This is a genomic window from Micromonospora sp. NPDC047187 (assembly GCF_040643355.1).
Classification (GTDB): domain Bacteria; phylum Actinomycetota; class Actinomycetes; order Mycobacteriales; family Micromonosporaceae; genus Micromonospora; species Micromonospora salmantinae.
This window is the reverse complement of record NZ_JBEYUF010000009.1, coordinates 194823-209251: the sequence shown is the minus strand read 5'-3', so window position 1 is coordinate 209251 and position 14429 is coordinate 194823. Positions and strand designations below refer to the sequence as shown.

The following is a 14429-nucleotide window of genomic DNA, read 5'->3' as shown; positions in this document are numbered from 1 at the left end:
CGGGTAGAGTCCCCGACCGGGGGGATGAGGCGTGACTCAACTGACTGGCCAGCCAGCGACCGACGACGACGTGGTGCACCTCACGGTGCCTGCCGACGGCGGTTACCTCGGCGTGCTCCGCACCGCCACCGCCGGTCTCGCTGCCCGGCTGCAGTTCGCGCTCGACGAGATCGAGGATCTACGGATCGCTGTCGACGAGGCGTGCGCCATGCTGCTCGCCATCGCCACCCGCGACGCCGAGTTGGAGTGCCGCTTCGCGGTCACCGAGGACGCGCTGACCGTCGAGGTGACGGTGCCGACCGTGCGCGGTGCCACCCTGCCCGGCGAGTCGTCCTTCGCCTGGAAGGTGCTCACCGCGCTGACCACCTCGGCGTCCGCCACCTCCGCCGACGATCGGGCCACTATCGCGCTGCTCACCCGCCGCTCCGGCGGCTACTGACCGGTTCGACGCACCAGGGCGGTCACTCGAAGCCGAGGGCCCGGGTCGTCGGAGGGCAGATCAGCAGCCAGGCCACGCCCAGGCCGAGCGCCATCAGCGGCACGCCCAGCCAGCCCAGGCCGGCCTGGATCATGAACCACCCGATCGGCAGCAGCATCAGCTGAAGCACGATCGCGGGGGCTCGTGCGCCCGCCTGGCGGCGCAGCAGCGCGCGACCCAGGGCCCAGAGCGCGACGGCCGCCCCGATGGCGAACACTGTCACCAGCAATGCCGCCAGCAGGTCGGTGCGGGTGGCCGTGAGGTCGGCCCAGACCAGCCAGACGGCGATCAGCCCGACGACGGCCGCCTCCGCCCACAGCAGCCGGACCGCCCAGCGGAGCGTGACGGGGATCGGGTCCGAGTCGATGGTCACGCGCGCCACGATACCCGGGCTGCCGGAAGGTACAGTGCCGCCCATGCGGGCCGTCCTGGTGGTCAATCCAAAGGCCACCACCACCAGCGAACGCAGCCGGGACGTGCTCGTCCGGGCGCTGCGCAGCGAAGTCGATCTCAGCGTGCGCTACACCCGTCGGCGTGGACACGCCGTGGCGCTGGCCCGGGAGGCAGCCGCTGAGGGCGTCGACCTGGTCGTCACCCTGGGTGGCGATGGCACTGTGAACGAGGTGGTGAACGGCCTGATGACGGCCGAACCGCCGACTCGCACCGGCGACGCGCCGATGGCCGAGCGACTGCCCGCGCTGGCGACCGTTCCCGGTGGCTCGACAAACGTGTTCGCCCGCGCGGTGGGTCTGCCCCGGGAGTGGCCGGAGGCGACCAGCATGATCCTGGAGGGGCTGCGGCTGGGCCGGAGCCGGACGGTGGGGCTGGGCCTCGCCGACGACCGCTACTTCACCTTCTGCGCCGGCTTCGGCCTGGACGCCGCGGTGATCCACCGGGTGGAGCAGGCCCGGCGGAAGGGGCGGGTCTCCACGCCGTCGCTCTATCTGCGTTCGATCATGAATCAGTACTTCTTCGCCTCGGACCGGCGGCACCCGGCGATCGTCCTGGAGCGGCCGGGCGAGCCGGCGGAGGCCGAGCTGGCCACCGTCATCATCCAGAACACGGCACCGTGGACGTACCTGGGCGACCGGGAGGTCAACCCGAACCCGGCGGCGTCGTTCGATCTCGGGCTGGATGTGCTGGCGTTGCGTCAGCTCCGGGTGGCTAGCACAACACGGACAGTGACGCAATTCCTGTCCCGGCAACCGGATCCGCGCGGCCGGCAGGTGTTACGACTCCATGACACGGCGGAGTTCACGCTGGTCTCCAGCCGTCCGCAGGCGTTCCAGCTGGACGGGGACTATCTCGGCGAGCGGGAGAAAGTCAGATTCACCTCCGTTCCGGCCGCACTGAGAGTAATCTGCTAGGTCTCGGGTACTGCCCTTGGTCGACACGGTGGCCACAACCGATCGACTTGGTCGCCGCCACACCGAGGGGCAGGTGCCGGAAATGTCAGCAATGTCACGCGGACTGTACTATATTGATCCTCGACTGTGGCACGGCGGGTAACCAGGAAAGCACTGGAACCCGGACAAATGGGTTGTGGGCTTGCTCACCGCCCGGAGTTTTTCCGAGCGTCACCCTTGACATCGCGACTGTTCGTGAAAGTATTCACAAGCGGACTTGAGTTACCGGGACATTGCCTGGATATGCTCGTCAGGTTGAGCTGTTCCAGCAGGTCCCCGGCGCTGAACGCCTGCTCACGCACTGCCGAATGGACGGACGCTAACTGTCACCATCGGCACTGCGGATGCATATAGGAAAAGCACGACAAGCAATTGTTCGCCACCCATCCAGAATGAGGAGTGTTGCCGCCATGGACTGGCGTCACCATAGTGTCTGCCGCGACGAGGACCCGGAGCTGTTCTTCCCGATCGGGACGTCTGGACCGGCTCTGCTGCAGGTCGAGCAGGCCAAGGCCGTCTGCAGGCGCTGCTCCGTGACCGACCAGTGCCTTCAGTGGGCACTCGAGTCTGGTCAGGACGCCGGCGTCTGGGGCGGAATGAGCGAGGAGGAGCGGCGCGCCGTCAAGCGGCGCGGCGGTCTCCGGGTGCTGCGCGCTCACTCCGCCTGATCCCCCACACACAGCTGTACGCCCCGGTGGGTTCGCCCACCGGGGCGTTCTGCTGTCCGGCACCGATCGCGCAGTGTCGGCACGGGCCCTGATCACGGTGTCGGCACGGGTCAGCCCGTAGACGCCAGCACCGGCCGGTCGTCGACCCGACGCAGCACCAACTCGACCAACTCCGGTGCGTCGGTCAGCGGCGCGGCGACCGCCACCGCACCCGCCGCCCCGGCCGCTTCGGTCACCGCGTCGTGGAACAGCCCCGGCGCGAGGAAGTACGCGGACACCGCGACCCGACGCGCGCCGGACGCCCGCAGTCGGGACACCGCCACACCGGCCGCCGGTGGAGCCGCCGACGCGTACGCCACCCGGCAGGGCACCCCGAACTCCACGCCGAGCGCATCGGCGACCCGGCCCACCGACCGCCGCGCCCGCGCGTCCCGGGTGCCCGCCGCGGCCAGCACCAACGCGTCGAAGCGGCCCGGACGCGTCTCACCCAGCCGCCGGCACAGCCCGGCCAGCAGCCCAGGATCGGGCGTGTCGTCCGCCGGGCCGAGCACATCGGTCACCCGTACCGACAGCGGTGGCCCGGATCGCGCCGCCGCGGCGATCGCCGCCGGAATGTCCACCCGATTGTGGTACGCGGCGGTCAGCAGCAGCGGCACCAGCACCGCCCGGCGATGACCGGCAACGGCCAGGTCGCGCAGCACCTCGGTAGGCCCCGGCTCGGTGTGGTCCAGCCAACTCGCCCACACCGGTGTGCCCGGCCGGGCCGCCGACACCGCCCGAGCCAGCGCCCGGGTGGCATCGGCGGCTCGTGGGTCACGGCTGCCGTGTGCGACAAGCACCACCGGGTCCGCCCCGCCAGCCGCACCGAGGCCGGTCAGGGGCGCCGCCGGGGAGGTCAGACGTGCAGCCCGCACTCGGTCTTCTCGAACATGGCCCACCGGCCGGCCCGCGCGTCCTCGCCGGCCTTCGTACGGCGGGTGCACGGCCAGCAGCCGATCGACCCGTAACCCTGCTTGAACAGCTCGTTGACCGGCACGTTGAAACGGGCGATGTAGGAGTCCACATCCTTCTGCGACCAGGCCGCGATCGGATTGACCTTGACCTTGCCCCGACGCGCGTCGAAGGTCACCACAGGAGTGTTGGCCCGGCTCGGCGACTCGTCGCGGCGCAGACCGGCAGCCCAGGCGTCGTACCCGGTCAGCGCCCGTTCCAGCGGCTCCACCTTGCGCAACTGGCAGCAGTCGTCCGGCGACTTGTTGAACAGCCGGGGGCCGTACTGGCCGTCCTGCTGGCCGACGGTGAGCCGGGGCCGGATCGACCTGACGTTCACCGGCAGCGTCCGGGCGACCTCGTCGCGTACCCGCAGCGTCTCGGGGAAGTGCAGGCCGGTGTCGAGGAAGACCACGTCCACCCCGGGGGCCACCCGGGAGACCAGGTGCGCCAGCACGGCGTCGGCCATCGAGCTGGTCACGCAGAACCGCTCACCGAAGGTCTGCGCCGCCCAGCGGGCGATCTCCAGTGCCGGGGCGCCCTCCAGGTCCCGAGCGGCCTGCTCGGCCAGGGCCCGCAGCTCGTCCGGGTCGCGCCGGGCCGGGTCGGCCGACGTCGAGCCGCCCGGGCCCACCAGGCGCAGGCTCGCGGCCGAGACGAGACTCATGAGGTCACCGCCCGACTCAGCAACCCGGTGAACTTCACCGAGAAGACCCGGGTGCAGGCGTGGCACTCCCAGGCGCCGTGACCCGCCTCGTGCGGCCGTAGGTCCTCCTCGCCGCAGTACGGGCAGTACAGAGGTGCCGCTCGGTTCTCGCTGCTCACCGCAGTTCCTCCTCGTCGACTCTGATCACCCAGTTGGCGAACGTCTCGCCCTCGCTCCGACCGGCCAGGTAGCGACGGGCCAGCCGTTCCACGTAATCCGGAAGTTCGTCGGCGGTGGTCTTCAGGCCGCGAAGCTTGCGGCCGAAACCGGCGGTCTGCCCCTGGGCCATGCCCAGCCCGCCGCCCAGGTGCACCTGGAAACCCTCGACCTGCCGGCCGTCCGGGCCGACCACCAGTTGACCCTTGAGCCCGATGTCGGCCACCTGGGTGCGGGCGCACGCGTTCGGGCAGCCGTTGATGTGGATCGAGATGTCCGCGTCGAAGTCGCGCAGCCGCTGCTCCAGCCGGGCCACCAACTCCTCGCCGCGGGCCTTCGTCTCGACGATGGCGAGCTTGCAGTACTCGATGCCGGTGCACGCCATCGTGCCGCGCCGCCAGGCCGACGGCCGGGCCTCCAGACCGATCCCACGCAGCGCGTCGATCAGCGACTCCGTCCGCTCCGACGGCACGTCGAGCACCAGCAGCTTCTGGTACGGGGTGAGCCGCACCCGGTCGCTGCCGTGCGCCTCGACCACGTCGGCCAACTGGCTGAGCTGCGCGCCGGAGACCCGCCCGACCACCGGAGCGGCGCCCACGTAGTGCCGCCCGTCGGCCTGCTCGTGCACCCCCACGTGGTCGACCGGCTTCGACGGCAGGACCGGCGCCGGGCCGTCGAGCAGCGTACGACCGAGGTAGTCCTTCTCCAGGACCTCGCGGAAGCGCTCCACGCCCCAGTCGGCCACCAGAAACTTCAACCGGGCCCGGTTGCGCAGTCGGCGGTAGCCGTAGTCGCGGAAGATCCCGACCACCCCGGCCCACACGTCCGGCACCTCGGCCAGCGGCACCCAGACGCCGAGCCGCTTGGCGAGCATCGGGTTGGTGGAGAGGCCCCCGCCGACCCAGACGTCGAAGCCGGGCCCGTGCTCCGGGTGGTCGACACCGAGGAAGGCGATGTCGTTCGACTCGTACGGGGTGTCCACCAACCAGGAGATCGACGTCTTGAACTTGCGGGGCAGGTTGGAGAACTGCTTGTCGCCGACGTACCGGGAGACGATCTCGTCGATCGCCGGGGTCGGGTCGAGCAGCTCGTCGCGGGCCACCCCGGCGACCGGGCTGCCCAGCACGATCCGCGGGCAGTCGCCGCACGCCTCGGTGGTCTGCAAACCGACCGACTCCAGCCGACGCCAGATCTCCGGCATGTCCTCGACCCGGATCCAGTGGTACTGGATGTTCTGCCGGTCGGTGATGTCGGCGGTGTCCCGTGCGAACTCCCGGGAGATGTCCGCGATCACCCGCAGCTGGGCAAGGCTGAGCTGCCCGCCGTCGATGCGGACCCGGAGCATGAAGAACTCGTCCTCCAGCTCGTGCGGCTCCAGCACCGCGGTACGCCCGCCGTCGATGCCCGCCTTGCGCTGGGTGTAGAGGCCCCACCAGCGGAACCGGCCCCGCAGGTCCTGCGGATCGATCGAGGCGAAGCCACGATGCGCGTAGATGGTCTCGATGCGGGCCCGGACGTTGAGCGGGTCGTCGTCCTTCTTGATCCGCTCGTTGGGGTTGAGCGGCTCGCGGTGGCCGAGCGCCCACTGCCCCTCACCCCGTGGCCGGCGCGGCGCTCGGGTCGGGCGAGCCGTCGGGTCCTCGGAACGGGCCGGGATGCTGCTGACCGCCATCGCGGCGTCCTCCGTTGTCTGCTGTGCCTCGGGATACGCGGGGCGCGGCGGCCGGCCCGGCGAAGCGGGCGGGACAACGGTGTCTTCAGACAGCCGGCGCGGAGCGCGCCCGAGACAGAATGATCGGGCGTCGTCAGTAGGCCGGACAGATCGCGCTGCGCACGCGGCCGTAATCGACGTGGCGACGTGCCACGAAGCGGCGGACGACTGCGGCGGTCATGCGCCCATGCTGCCACACCCCATGGGGGCCGGCCAATGTCCACGTGCTGGATCCCACATCACGGGCCGAACCTCAGCCGACCAGCTGGTCACCAAGGACAGTTCGGGCATGACAGGGAGAGCGCCGGCTGACGCCCACGGAGCGGGTGGCCGTGGCAGGCTCGGCCCGTGGGGCAATTGTCCGAGAGGTCGGCCGGGACGGCGTGGGAGCACCTGCGCCGCCTGCCGGTCTGGCTCCCCCCGGCGCTGTTGACCCTGGCGGTGACAGTGACCGGGCTGGGCTCCGCCCAGCTCTGGCGCGACGAGCTGGCGACGTGGAGCGCTGCCACCCGGTCGCCCGGCGACCTGGCCCGACTGGCCGGCACCATCGACGCCGCCACCGGGCCGTACTACCTGCTGATGCACCTCTGGACGCGGATCTTCGGCGACTCCACGATCGCCCTGCGCGTACCGGCCGTGTTGGCGATGACGGTGACAGCCGGGCTGCTCGCCGTGCTCGGCGCGCGGCTCGTCGACCGACGCGGCGGCCTCTTCGCCGGGCTGCTGTTCGCGGTGCTTCCCGGCACCTCCCGCTACGGGCAGGAGGCTCGCCCGTACGCGCTGGCCACAATGCTCGCCGTGCTCGCCACAGTGCTGCTGGTGAGCGCGCTGCGTCGACCGAGCTGGGCCCGCTGGGCCGGTTACGCCGCCACCGTCGCCGCTCTCGGGCTCATCCACCTGATAGCGCTCACGCTGCTCGCCGCCCACGCGCTGGTCGTCCTCGTCGCCTGGTGGCGCGGCCCGACCCCGGCCGGCATCGCCACAGCGGCCCAGCCCGACGCCGAGCGGGACCGGCGGGTGTGGCGTTGGCTGGTCGCCGTGGTGCCGGTCGCGTTGCTGGCCGGCCCGCTGCTGGTCAAGGCCCGGACCCAGCAGTCCCGGCAGTTGAACTGGGTCCACCTGGCCCGGCTGGACGACCTGACCGCGCTGCCCGGCGGTGTGGCCCAGAGCAGTGTGGTCGGTGGCCTGCTGGTCGGGGTCGCCGCGCTGGGCGCGGCCCGGCTCGGGCGGCGCGCCCTGCTGCCGGTCAGCGCGGTGCTGCTGCCGGTACTGCTGCTCTTCGCCGCCGGCACCGTCGTACCGCTGTGGGTGCCGCGGTACCTGGTCTTCGTGGTGCCCTTCGCCTGCCTCCCGGCGGGAGCGGCGCTGGCCACCGTGGCCGCTCCGGCCGCGCTCGTCGTGGTGGTCCTGGCCGGGCTACTCGGCCTACCCGACCAGGCCGCGCTGCGACGGACCCACGAGTGGCCGCGCAGCGCGCCGGTGGACTATGCGGGGGCGGCCCGTGTGATCGCCGACGGCCAACGCCCAGGGGACGCGGTGGTCTACTCGCCCCGGCACAGTTGGCTCTTCCTCGATCTCGGCATCGAGTACCACCTCGGCGACCCACCACGTGACGTGCTGGTCACCGAGGACGAGGTCCGCCGCGGCGACCTGTGGGCCGCCGAGTGCCAGCAGCCAGCACCGTGCCTCGCCGGTACGACACGGGTGTGGCTCGTCGTGTCCGGCCGGCACGCCGAGCCGCTGGCCGCCGTGCCGGGCGCCAAGGGCGACGCGCTACGCGCGCAGTTCACCGTCACCCAGGTCTGGCAGCGACCCGGCCTGACCGTCGCCCTGCTGACCACCCGCCCCGACCGCTGATCGGCACAACGCGGAAGAGGGCTGGGCGGCACGGCGGTCAGGTCTGCGAGCGGCCGTCGTGGGTGTTGCGGGCCAGCGGGACGACCAGCATGGCCTCGGTGCCACCGTTGGCGCCGGCGCGCAGTTCGATGGTGCCGCGCAGCTCCCCGGTGATCAGGGCTCGGACGATCTGGAGGCCGAGCCGGCTGCCGCGTTCGGCGTCGAAGTCCGGGGGCAGGCCGCGCCCGTTGTCGGTCACCGAGACGTGCAGCATCTTGCGGAACCGGTGCGCGGAGACCACCACCTCGGGCCGCAGGGACGGGTCCACCTCGGGAGCGGCGACCGGCACCATGCCAGAGGCGGAGGCCACCAGGGCCTCCTCCGCCTCGTCGGCCGGCGGGAAGCCGTGCTCGACGGCGTTGAGCAGCAACTCGTTGAGGACCATCACCAGCGAGGTGGCGATCTCCGCCGGCAGGACGCCGAAGCTGCCCCGCCGGCGCATGCCGACGCTCACCTCGGTCGCCGCCACCTCGGTCGCCGCGCTCGCCACCCGGTCGACGATGCCGTCGAACTCCACCGCCTCGTCGCTGGACATCGAGAGTGTCTCGTGCACCAGGGCGATCGAGGCGACCCGACGGACCGATTCCTCAAGCGCGACCCGGGCCTCCGGCATCGCCACCCGGCGGGCCTGCAAGCGCAGCAGCGCGGCCACCGTCTGAAGATTGTTCTTCACCCGGTGGTGGATCTCCCGGATGGTGGCGTCCTTGGTGATCAGCGCCCGGTCCCGGCGGCGGACCTCGGTGATGTCCCGGACCAGCACCAACGCTCCGATCGGCACCCCCGCCGGCATCAGCGGCAGCGCCCGGGTGAGCATCGTGGCACCTCGTGCGTCGATCTCCCGGCGGGGTGGCGCCTCACCGCGCAGCGCGGCCAGGATGCCGTTCGAGGCCTCCGTGCCGTCCAGCGGGTCACCGGCCAACCGGCGGTGCAACGCGGCCAGGTCCTCCCCCACCAGGTGCGAGGCGTAGCCCAGTCGGCGGTACGCGGACTGGGCGTTCGGGCTGGCGTAGGTGACCTTGCCGCCGGCGTCGAGCCGGACCAGGCCGTCGCCGACGCGGGGCGCCGAGGTGGTCTCGCCCGGATGCCGCGGCGGCGGGAAGGTGCCGTCCGCGATCATCTGCGCCAGGTCGTCGGCGGTGGTGAGGTAGTTGAGCTCCAGCTGGCTGGGCGTACGCGCGGTGGAGAGGTTGGTGTCCCGCCCCACCACGGCGATCACCTCGCCGGCCTCCCCCTCGGCGGTACGCAGCCGAACCGGGATCGCCTCGTGCCGGGCCGGCACGTCGCCGTACCAGACCGGGTCGCCCTCGCGCCAGATCCGGCCCTGGGAGTACGCCACCCCCAGGTGGGCCACCTCCGGCCCGCCGACGATCCGACCCACCTGGTCGTCCTGGTAGGCGGTCGGTGCGGTGGTCGGGCGCACCTGGGCGACGCAGAGGAACGTGCCGTCGGCGTCGACCGGCACCCAGAGCAGCAGGTCGGCGAAGGACAGATCGGAGAGCAGTTGCCAGTCGCCGGCGATCCGGTGCAGGTGGTCGATGTCGGCCGGACGGAGATGGGTGTGCTCCTCGGCGAGGTCGCGCAGCGTGGACACGGTGACCAGGGTGCCACGCCGCGCCTCACATCGTCGCGGTGACCTTCTTCAACCCGCGCGGCGCGTCCGGGTCCTCGCCTCGGGTGAGCGCCAGGGCCAGCGCCAACCGCTGCATCGGCAGGATGTCCAGCAGCGGGGCGTACCGCTCGTCGACCTCGGGGACGGCCAGCCGGGTGGCGCCCGGCACGTCGGCGGAGCCGACCACCACGACGTCGGCGCGGCGTTCGCCGAGGCGGGGCAGCACCTCACCCATCGACCGGCCGCCGGGGCCGGAGCCGACCACGGCGAGCACCGGGACCTCCGGGTCGGTCATCGCGAGCGGGCCGTGCAGCAGGTCGGCGCCGGAGAAGGCGAGCGCCGGCAGGTACGAGGTCTCCATCAGCTTCAGCGCGGCCTCCCGGGCGGTGGGATAGGCGTACCCCCGGCCGGTGGTGACCAGCTGACGGGCGAACCGGTAGCGCGGGGCGAGCTGGGCCGGGGTGCCGTCGGCCAGGGTGCGGGCGGCCAGCTCGGGCAGTGCGTCGAGCGCCTCCCGTTCGTCCTTCGGAAGCACGCCGTCGCCGGCCCGGATCCCCTCCACCAGCATCAGCAGGGCGAGCAGCTCCGCCGTGTACGTCTTGGTGGCGGCCACCGCCCGTTCGTGCCCGGCGGCGATGTCGACGCTCAGCTCGGCCACGTCGACCAGCGGCGAGTCTGGGGCGTTTGTCACCGCCAGGGTCAGCGCGCCGGAGGCTCGGGCCGCGCGCAGCACCTCGGCCAGGTCGGGCGAGCCGCCACTCTGGCTGACCCCGACGACCAGCGCGTCGGAGAGGTCGGGGCGGGCCCCGAACAGGGTGACGACGCTGGGCGAGGCCAGCCCGGCGGGCAGGCCGAGCCGGATCTCGGTCAGGTAGGCCCCGTAGAGCGCCGCGTGATCGGAGGTGCCCCGCGCGGTGAAGACCACGTGCCGTGGCCGACGTTCGGCGATGACCGCCGCCACCCGGGCGATCTCGGCGGCGTTGGCAGCGGAGAGCAAGCGCGCGTAGCCAGCCGGCTGCTCGTCGATGTCGGCGGCCATTCCAGCCCCTGCACGTGTCACGGAAACCCCTCCCCCTGCGCGGTTGCCGCGCGATTCTTGCTCAGTCTTGCACTTTTGAGCGTATCTCAGCAATCGAACGAGCAGGATTGCGCAGGTGATCACCAGTTGATCTCAATATCAACTAAGCTTTACCCGTTGCACCCGGTCTAACTGCCACGAGAGGACGACGTGCCCGAGGGAACGGACGATCCCGCGCTCTCCGCGACGGAGGAGCTGGCGCTGGCCCGGCTGGCACTCGACGAGGGCGACCTGCACCACGCCGCCGGCCACCTCGCCGGCGCGTTGGCGCGGGCCCCCACCCTGCCGGAGGTGCACGAGACGCTGGCCCGGCTCGCCGTGTCGAGCGGCGGCGGCCTCGACCTCTTCCCGATCAACCACCACACCTTCGTCGGTGCCGTCGTCGCCCGCGCCCACCTCCTCGCTACCGCCGGCCGCCCCGCCGAAGGGCTGGAGCTGCTGGCCGCGGCGACGTCGTACGCGCCCGGCACCGAGTGGGCCGGCGTGCCCTGGGTCACCGCGCCCGAGCTGGCCGAACGACTGGAGCCGGAGCACATCGCCCGCGTCCTCATGCAGGTCTGCGCCGCACTGCCCGACCCGGTGCCGCGGATCGGCCGGGCCCCGCTGACCCCGTACCTCACGCTCGCCCGCAACGCGGCCACAGTGCACCCCGAACACGGCCTGCTGCTGGGCGCGGCGTCCGCGCTGGCCCGGCGCCTCGGCGAGGTCGAGCTGGCGGTCCGCTGGGCCACCCGAGGGGTACGCGCACAGCCCTCGAAGATGGGCGAGGTGTGGCTCGGGTACGCGTACCGCAGCTCGGGCCGGACCCGCGACGGCCTCGCGGCTCTCGGTCGGGCCGTCGAGCTGGACCCCGACGACCTGGCGATCTACGCGGACATCGCCGGCACCCTGGCCGAGATCGGCCGGCTGGACGAGGCGTTGGAGTGGACCGAGCGGGCGCTGGCGCGCGACCCGTCGTTCGATTGCGCGGTGCACACCGCCCACCGCCTGCGGCACCTGCGCGACGGTGACCTCGCCCACCTGGTCGCGCTCGCCGACTTCGTGCGGGACCACCCGGACGACAGCCACGAGCACGGCGACCTGGCCCAGTGCTGCCGAGGTCGGCCCTGGCTCGGCCAACTCACCCCGGCCGGTGGGCCCCTGGTCGACGCGATGCGCCAGGCGGTGGCCGATGACGAACTTGGTCTCGGCGGTGCCGTACGCCTACCCGCCGCCGCCCCGCCGAGCGCGGTCGGGACGGCGATCTCCACCGCCCCCGGGCTGCGGATCGAGGTCGTCGGCGCGCCGGAGCCCGACCCGCGCGAGCCCCGGCGGGAGTCCGCTCAGCGGTTGTGGCACTACGCGGACGCCGTCCCCACGCCCGCGCTGGCGGCGCCCTCGGCGACGGCTGTCGAACGGATCGGGCAGATCGCCCACCCGGCGTGGGCACACCCACCGGCGGCGTACGACGCGGCGGTGGGCCTGGCCGGCCTCGACCTGGGTGACCTGCTCGGTCTGCTGGTGCACCCGCCGGCGGCGCCGGCCAACGCGGTGGGTCGGCTGCTGGCGGCCCACGACCCGTCGGTCTGGGTTCGTGGGGTGCAGGTGTGGGCCTGTCTGGGGTTGCTGCACCACCGCACCGACGAGCCGTGGGTGGGCTCGACCCGGCGCCGGGTGCTGCTCGATCTGATCTGGGGCGTCGAGGACTGGGTCACCGAGGCGGCGCTGTTCGCCCTGGTCACCGCCGCCTGGGTGGACCCCTCGGTGCGGTCGGACGTGGCTCGGGTGGTGGCGGAGCGGCTGGCCGACGCGGCTGCCGTGGCGCGGAGCCGACCGGTCCCGATCGCCGCCTCGCTGGCTCACCTGGCACTCGCCGCCCCGCAGTTGGATCCGGCGACGGCGGCACTGGCCACCGAACTGCTGGCCGCCCACTCCCCCCGGCTTCCCCGCCCCCGCAACCCATTGCGCCGCCTCTGGCAACGCCTGCTCCGCCGCTGACTCCCACCACCCCGCGATCTTGCACTTACTGTCGCCGTTCTGTCGGAAACAGTGCTTATGCACGCGCACAAAGTGCAAGATCGCGGAGGTTCGGGGTCAGGCGACCGGGGCCTTGCCGAGGGCGACCTCGGCGTCCTCCTCCGGGGTGGCCTGCGGCGGCGCCTCGTTCGCGGTGCGCAGCGGGATCTCCTTGATGAACCAGGCGAGCACCGGGATCACGATGGTGAACAGCACCGCCCAGAGGAAGACGTGCGAGATGGCGCCGGAGAGACCACCGAGCACCGCCTCGCGCGCCTGGGCGGGCAGTTCCTTGAGCTTCTCCAGGTCCATCCCGGCACCGGCCTCGCCGCCACCGAAGGCCCGACCGCCCTCGGAGCTGGCCAGCCGGCTGGCGAAGATCGCGCCGAACAGCGAGATGCCGAACGAACCGCCGATCGACCGGAAGAAGGTGGCCGCGCCACTGGCCGCGCCGAGGTCCTTCTGCTCCACGCTGTTCTGCGCGATCAGCATCGACGTCTGCATGAGGAAGCCCATGCCGACGCCGAGCACGATCATGTAGAGCGAGGACATCAGCTTGCTGGTGTCGGTGTCGAGCATGGACAGCAGCGCCATGCCCGCGGTCATCATCACGCCACCGATGATCGGGTACGCCCGGTACCTGCCGTTGCGGGTGATCGCCCGGCCGATGACCAGCGAGACGACCAGCATGCCGAACATCAGGGGCAGCAGCAGCAGGCCACTGTTGGTGGCCGACGCACCCTGCACTGTCTGCTGGTAGAGCGGCAGGAAGTTCATCGCGCCGAACATCGCGAAGCCGAGCAGGAAGCCGATCACCGAGATCAGCGCGAAGTTGCGGTTGGCGAAGAGCGCCAGCGGCAGGATCGGCTCCTGGACGTGATACTCCACCACGGCGAACGCCGCCAACGAGAGGAGGGCCAGCAGGGCCAGGCCGAGGATCGGCAGTGACACCCAGTCGTACTCGTTGCCACCCCAGGTGGTGATGAGCACGATCGCGGTGATGCCGACCGAGAGCAGCCCGGCGCCGAGCCAGTCGATCCGGTGCTCGGTGCGGTACTTCGGCAGGTGCATTGTGGTGATCAGCACGAGCAGCGCGATTCCGCCCAGCGGCAGGTTCACGTAGAACGCCCAGCGCCAGGAGAGGTGGTCGGTGATGAATCCGCCGGCCAGCGGGCCGGCGACCATGGCGATGGCCATGATGCCGGCGATCATGCCCTGGTAGCGCCCGCGCTCGCGGGGCGGGACCAGGTCACCGATGATCGCCATCACGCCGACCATGAGGCCGCCGGCGCCGAGGCCCTGCACGGCCCGGAAGGCGATGAGCTGGACCATGCCGTCCTCTGGGCCGCCGAGCATCCCGGAGCCGGCCATGCCACAGAGGGCGGAGCCGACCAGGAAGACGACGACCGAGGTCAGGAAGACCGACTTGCGGCCGTAGAGGTCACCGAGCTTGCCCCAGATCGGGGTGGAGACGGTGGTGCCCAGGACGTACGCGGTAACCACCCAGGTGAAGTGGTTGAGCCCGCCGAACTCGCCGACGATCCGCGGTAACGCGGTGCTGACGATCATATTGTCGAGCATCGCGAGCATCATCGCGATCATCAGCCCGAACAGCACGACCCGAATGTTGTTGGGTCGCGTGCCGGCCTGGGTTGCCTGAGTCATGGGTAAGCTCCCCCCGAAGATTGCCGTACTTACTTGCCGCCCGGCTAGTCACCTTACTAGCCGCACGGTAA

At 71.8% G+C, this 14429-nt stretch carries 13 protein-coding genes; 5 read left to right on the top strand and 8 right to left on the bottom strand.

Annotation, left to right across the window (positions count from 1 at the left end):
* Positions 1-31 precede the first annotated feature (31 nt).
* Positions 32-439 carry an ATP-binding protein gene (locus ABZ794_RS17640; RefSeq protein ID WP_210784602.1) on the top strand — a complete coding sequence of 136 codons (408 nt, stop codon included), beginning with the start codon at positions 32-34 and terminating at the stop codon, positions 437-439.
* A gap of 22 nt (positions 440-461) precedes the next feature.
* On the opposite strand, the gene ABZ794_RS17635 is transcribed toward ABZ794_RS17640, so the two are convergent.
* On the bottom strand, positions 462-851 hold the full coding sequence (locus tag ABZ794_RS17635; RefSeq protein ID WP_124853891.1) for a hypothetical protein: 390 nt from the start codon (positions 849-851) through the stop codon (positions 462-464).
* Between the two features lie 43 nt (positions 852-894).
* Between ABZ794_RS17635 and ABZ794_RS17630 the strand changes: the two genes are divergently transcribed.
* Positions 895-1845 carry a diacylglycerol kinase family protein gene (locus ABZ794_RS17630; RefSeq protein ID WP_210784603.1) on the top strand — a complete coding sequence of 317 codons (951 nt, stop codon included), beginning with the start codon at positions 895-897 and terminating at the stop codon, positions 1843-1845.
* A 449-nt stretch (positions 1846-2294) separates the two neighbouring features.
* Positions 2295-2552, top strand: coding sequence for a WhiB family transcriptional regulator (locus ABZ794_RS17625; RefSeq protein ID WP_088950012.1), 258 nt, complete (start codon positions 2295-2297; stop codon positions 2550-2552).
* A gap of 110 nt (positions 2553-2662) precedes the next feature.
* On the opposite strand, the gene ABZ794_RS17620 is transcribed toward ABZ794_RS17625, so the two are convergent.
* The 4 genes from ABZ794_RS17620 to ABZ794_RS17605 are packed head-to-tail and all read right to left on the bottom strand — an operon-like array spanning position 2663 to position 6076.
* Positions 2663-3430, bottom strand: coding sequence for a CbiX/SirB N-terminal domain-containing protein (locus ABZ794_RS17620; protein ID WP_357516315.1), 768 nt, complete (start codon positions 3428-3430; stop codon positions 2663-2665).
* A 17-nt stretch (positions 3431-3447) separates the two neighbouring features.
* The gene (locus ABZ794_RS17615; RefSeq protein WP_210784604.1) at positions 3448-4209 is read right to left on the bottom strand and encodes a phosphoadenylyl-sulfate reductase; all 762 of its coding nucleotides are present in this window, start codon (positions 4207-4209) and stop codon (positions 3448-3450) included.
* A complete protein-coding gene (locus tag ABZ794_RS17610) occupies positions 4206-4367 on the bottom strand; it encodes a hypothetical protein (protein WP_165435836.1) in 162 nt (53 codons plus the stop codon). The genes ABZ794_RS17615 and ABZ794_RS17610 overlap by 4 nt, the downstream gene beginning before the upstream one ends.
* Positions 4364-6076, bottom strand: coding sequence for a nitrite/sulfite reductase (locus ABZ794_RS17605; protein ID WP_210784605.1), 1713 nt, complete (start codon positions 6074-6076; stop codon positions 4364-4366). Before ABZ794_RS17605 ends, ABZ794_RS17610 begins: the two co-directional genes overlap by 4 nt.
* Positions 6077-6463: 387 nt before the next feature.
* Between ABZ794_RS17605 and ABZ794_RS17600 the strand changes: the two genes are divergently transcribed.
* Positions 6464-7972 (top strand): glycosyltransferase family 39 protein, encoded by a 1509-nt coding sequence (locus ABZ794_RS17600; RefSeq protein WP_357516281.1) that lies wholly within the window; start codon positions 6464-6466, stop codon positions 7970-7972.
* A 37-nt stretch (positions 7973-8009) separates the two neighbouring features.
* Here ABZ794_RS17600 and ABZ794_RS17595 read toward each other — a convergent pair whose 3' ends face one another.
* Together ABZ794_RS17595 and ABZ794_RS17590 are read right to left on the bottom strand one after the other, a co-directional pair.
* Positions 8010-9602, bottom strand: coding sequence for a PAS domain-containing sensor histidine kinase (locus ABZ794_RS17595; RefSeq protein ID WP_210784607.1), 1593 nt, complete (start codon positions 9600-9602; stop codon positions 8010-8012).
* A gap of 25 nt (positions 9603-9627) precedes the next feature.
* On the bottom strand, positions 9628-10659 hold the full coding sequence (locus tag ABZ794_RS17590; RefSeq protein WP_210784645.1) for an SIS domain-containing protein: 1032 nt from the start codon (positions 10657-10659) through the stop codon (positions 9628-9630).
* Positions 10660-10848: 189 nt separating this feature from the next.
* Between ABZ794_RS17590 and ABZ794_RS17585 the strand changes: the two genes are divergently transcribed.
* Positions 10849-12675, top strand: a complete 1827-nt coding sequence (locus ABZ794_RS17585; RefSeq protein ID WP_357516279.1) for a tetratricopeptide repeat protein — start codon at positions 10849-10851, stop codon at positions 12673-12675.
* A 96-nt stretch (positions 12676-12771) separates the two neighbouring features.
* Here ABZ794_RS17585 and ABZ794_RS17580 read toward each other — a convergent pair whose 3' ends face one another.
* Positions 12772-14358: an MDR family MFS transporter gene (locus ABZ794_RS17580; protein ID WP_210784609.1), complete on the bottom strand. Its 1587-nt coding sequence runs from the start codon at positions 14356-14358 to the stop codon at positions 12772-12774.
* Positions 14359-14429 lie beyond the last annotated feature (71 nt).

Coding starts and splice junctions, on each gene's coding strand:
- ABZ794_RS17630 (WP_210784603.1), top strand. CDS start 895: ATGCGGGCCGTCCTGGTGGTCAATCCAAAGGCCACCACCACCAGCGAA.
- ABZ794_RS17625 (WP_088950012.1), top strand. CDS start 2,295: ATGGACTGGCGTCACCATAGTGTCTGCCGCGACGAGGACCCGGAGCTG.
- ABZ794_RS17615 (WP_210784604.1), bottom strand. CDS start 4,209: ATGAGTCTCGTCTCGGCCGCGAGCCTGCGCCTGGTGGGCCCGGGCGGC.
- ABZ794_RS17605 (WP_210784605.1), bottom strand. CDS start 6,076: ATGGCGGTCAGCAGCATCCCGGCCCGTTCCGAGGACCCGACGGCTCGC.
- ABZ794_RS17590 (WP_210784645.1), bottom strand. CDS start 10,659: ATGGCCGCCGACATCGACGAGCAGCCGGCTGGCTACGCGCGCTTGCTC.
- ABZ794_RS17580 (WP_210784609.1), bottom strand. CDS start 14,358: ATGACTCAGGCAACCCAGGCCGGCACGCGACCCAACAACATTCGGGTC.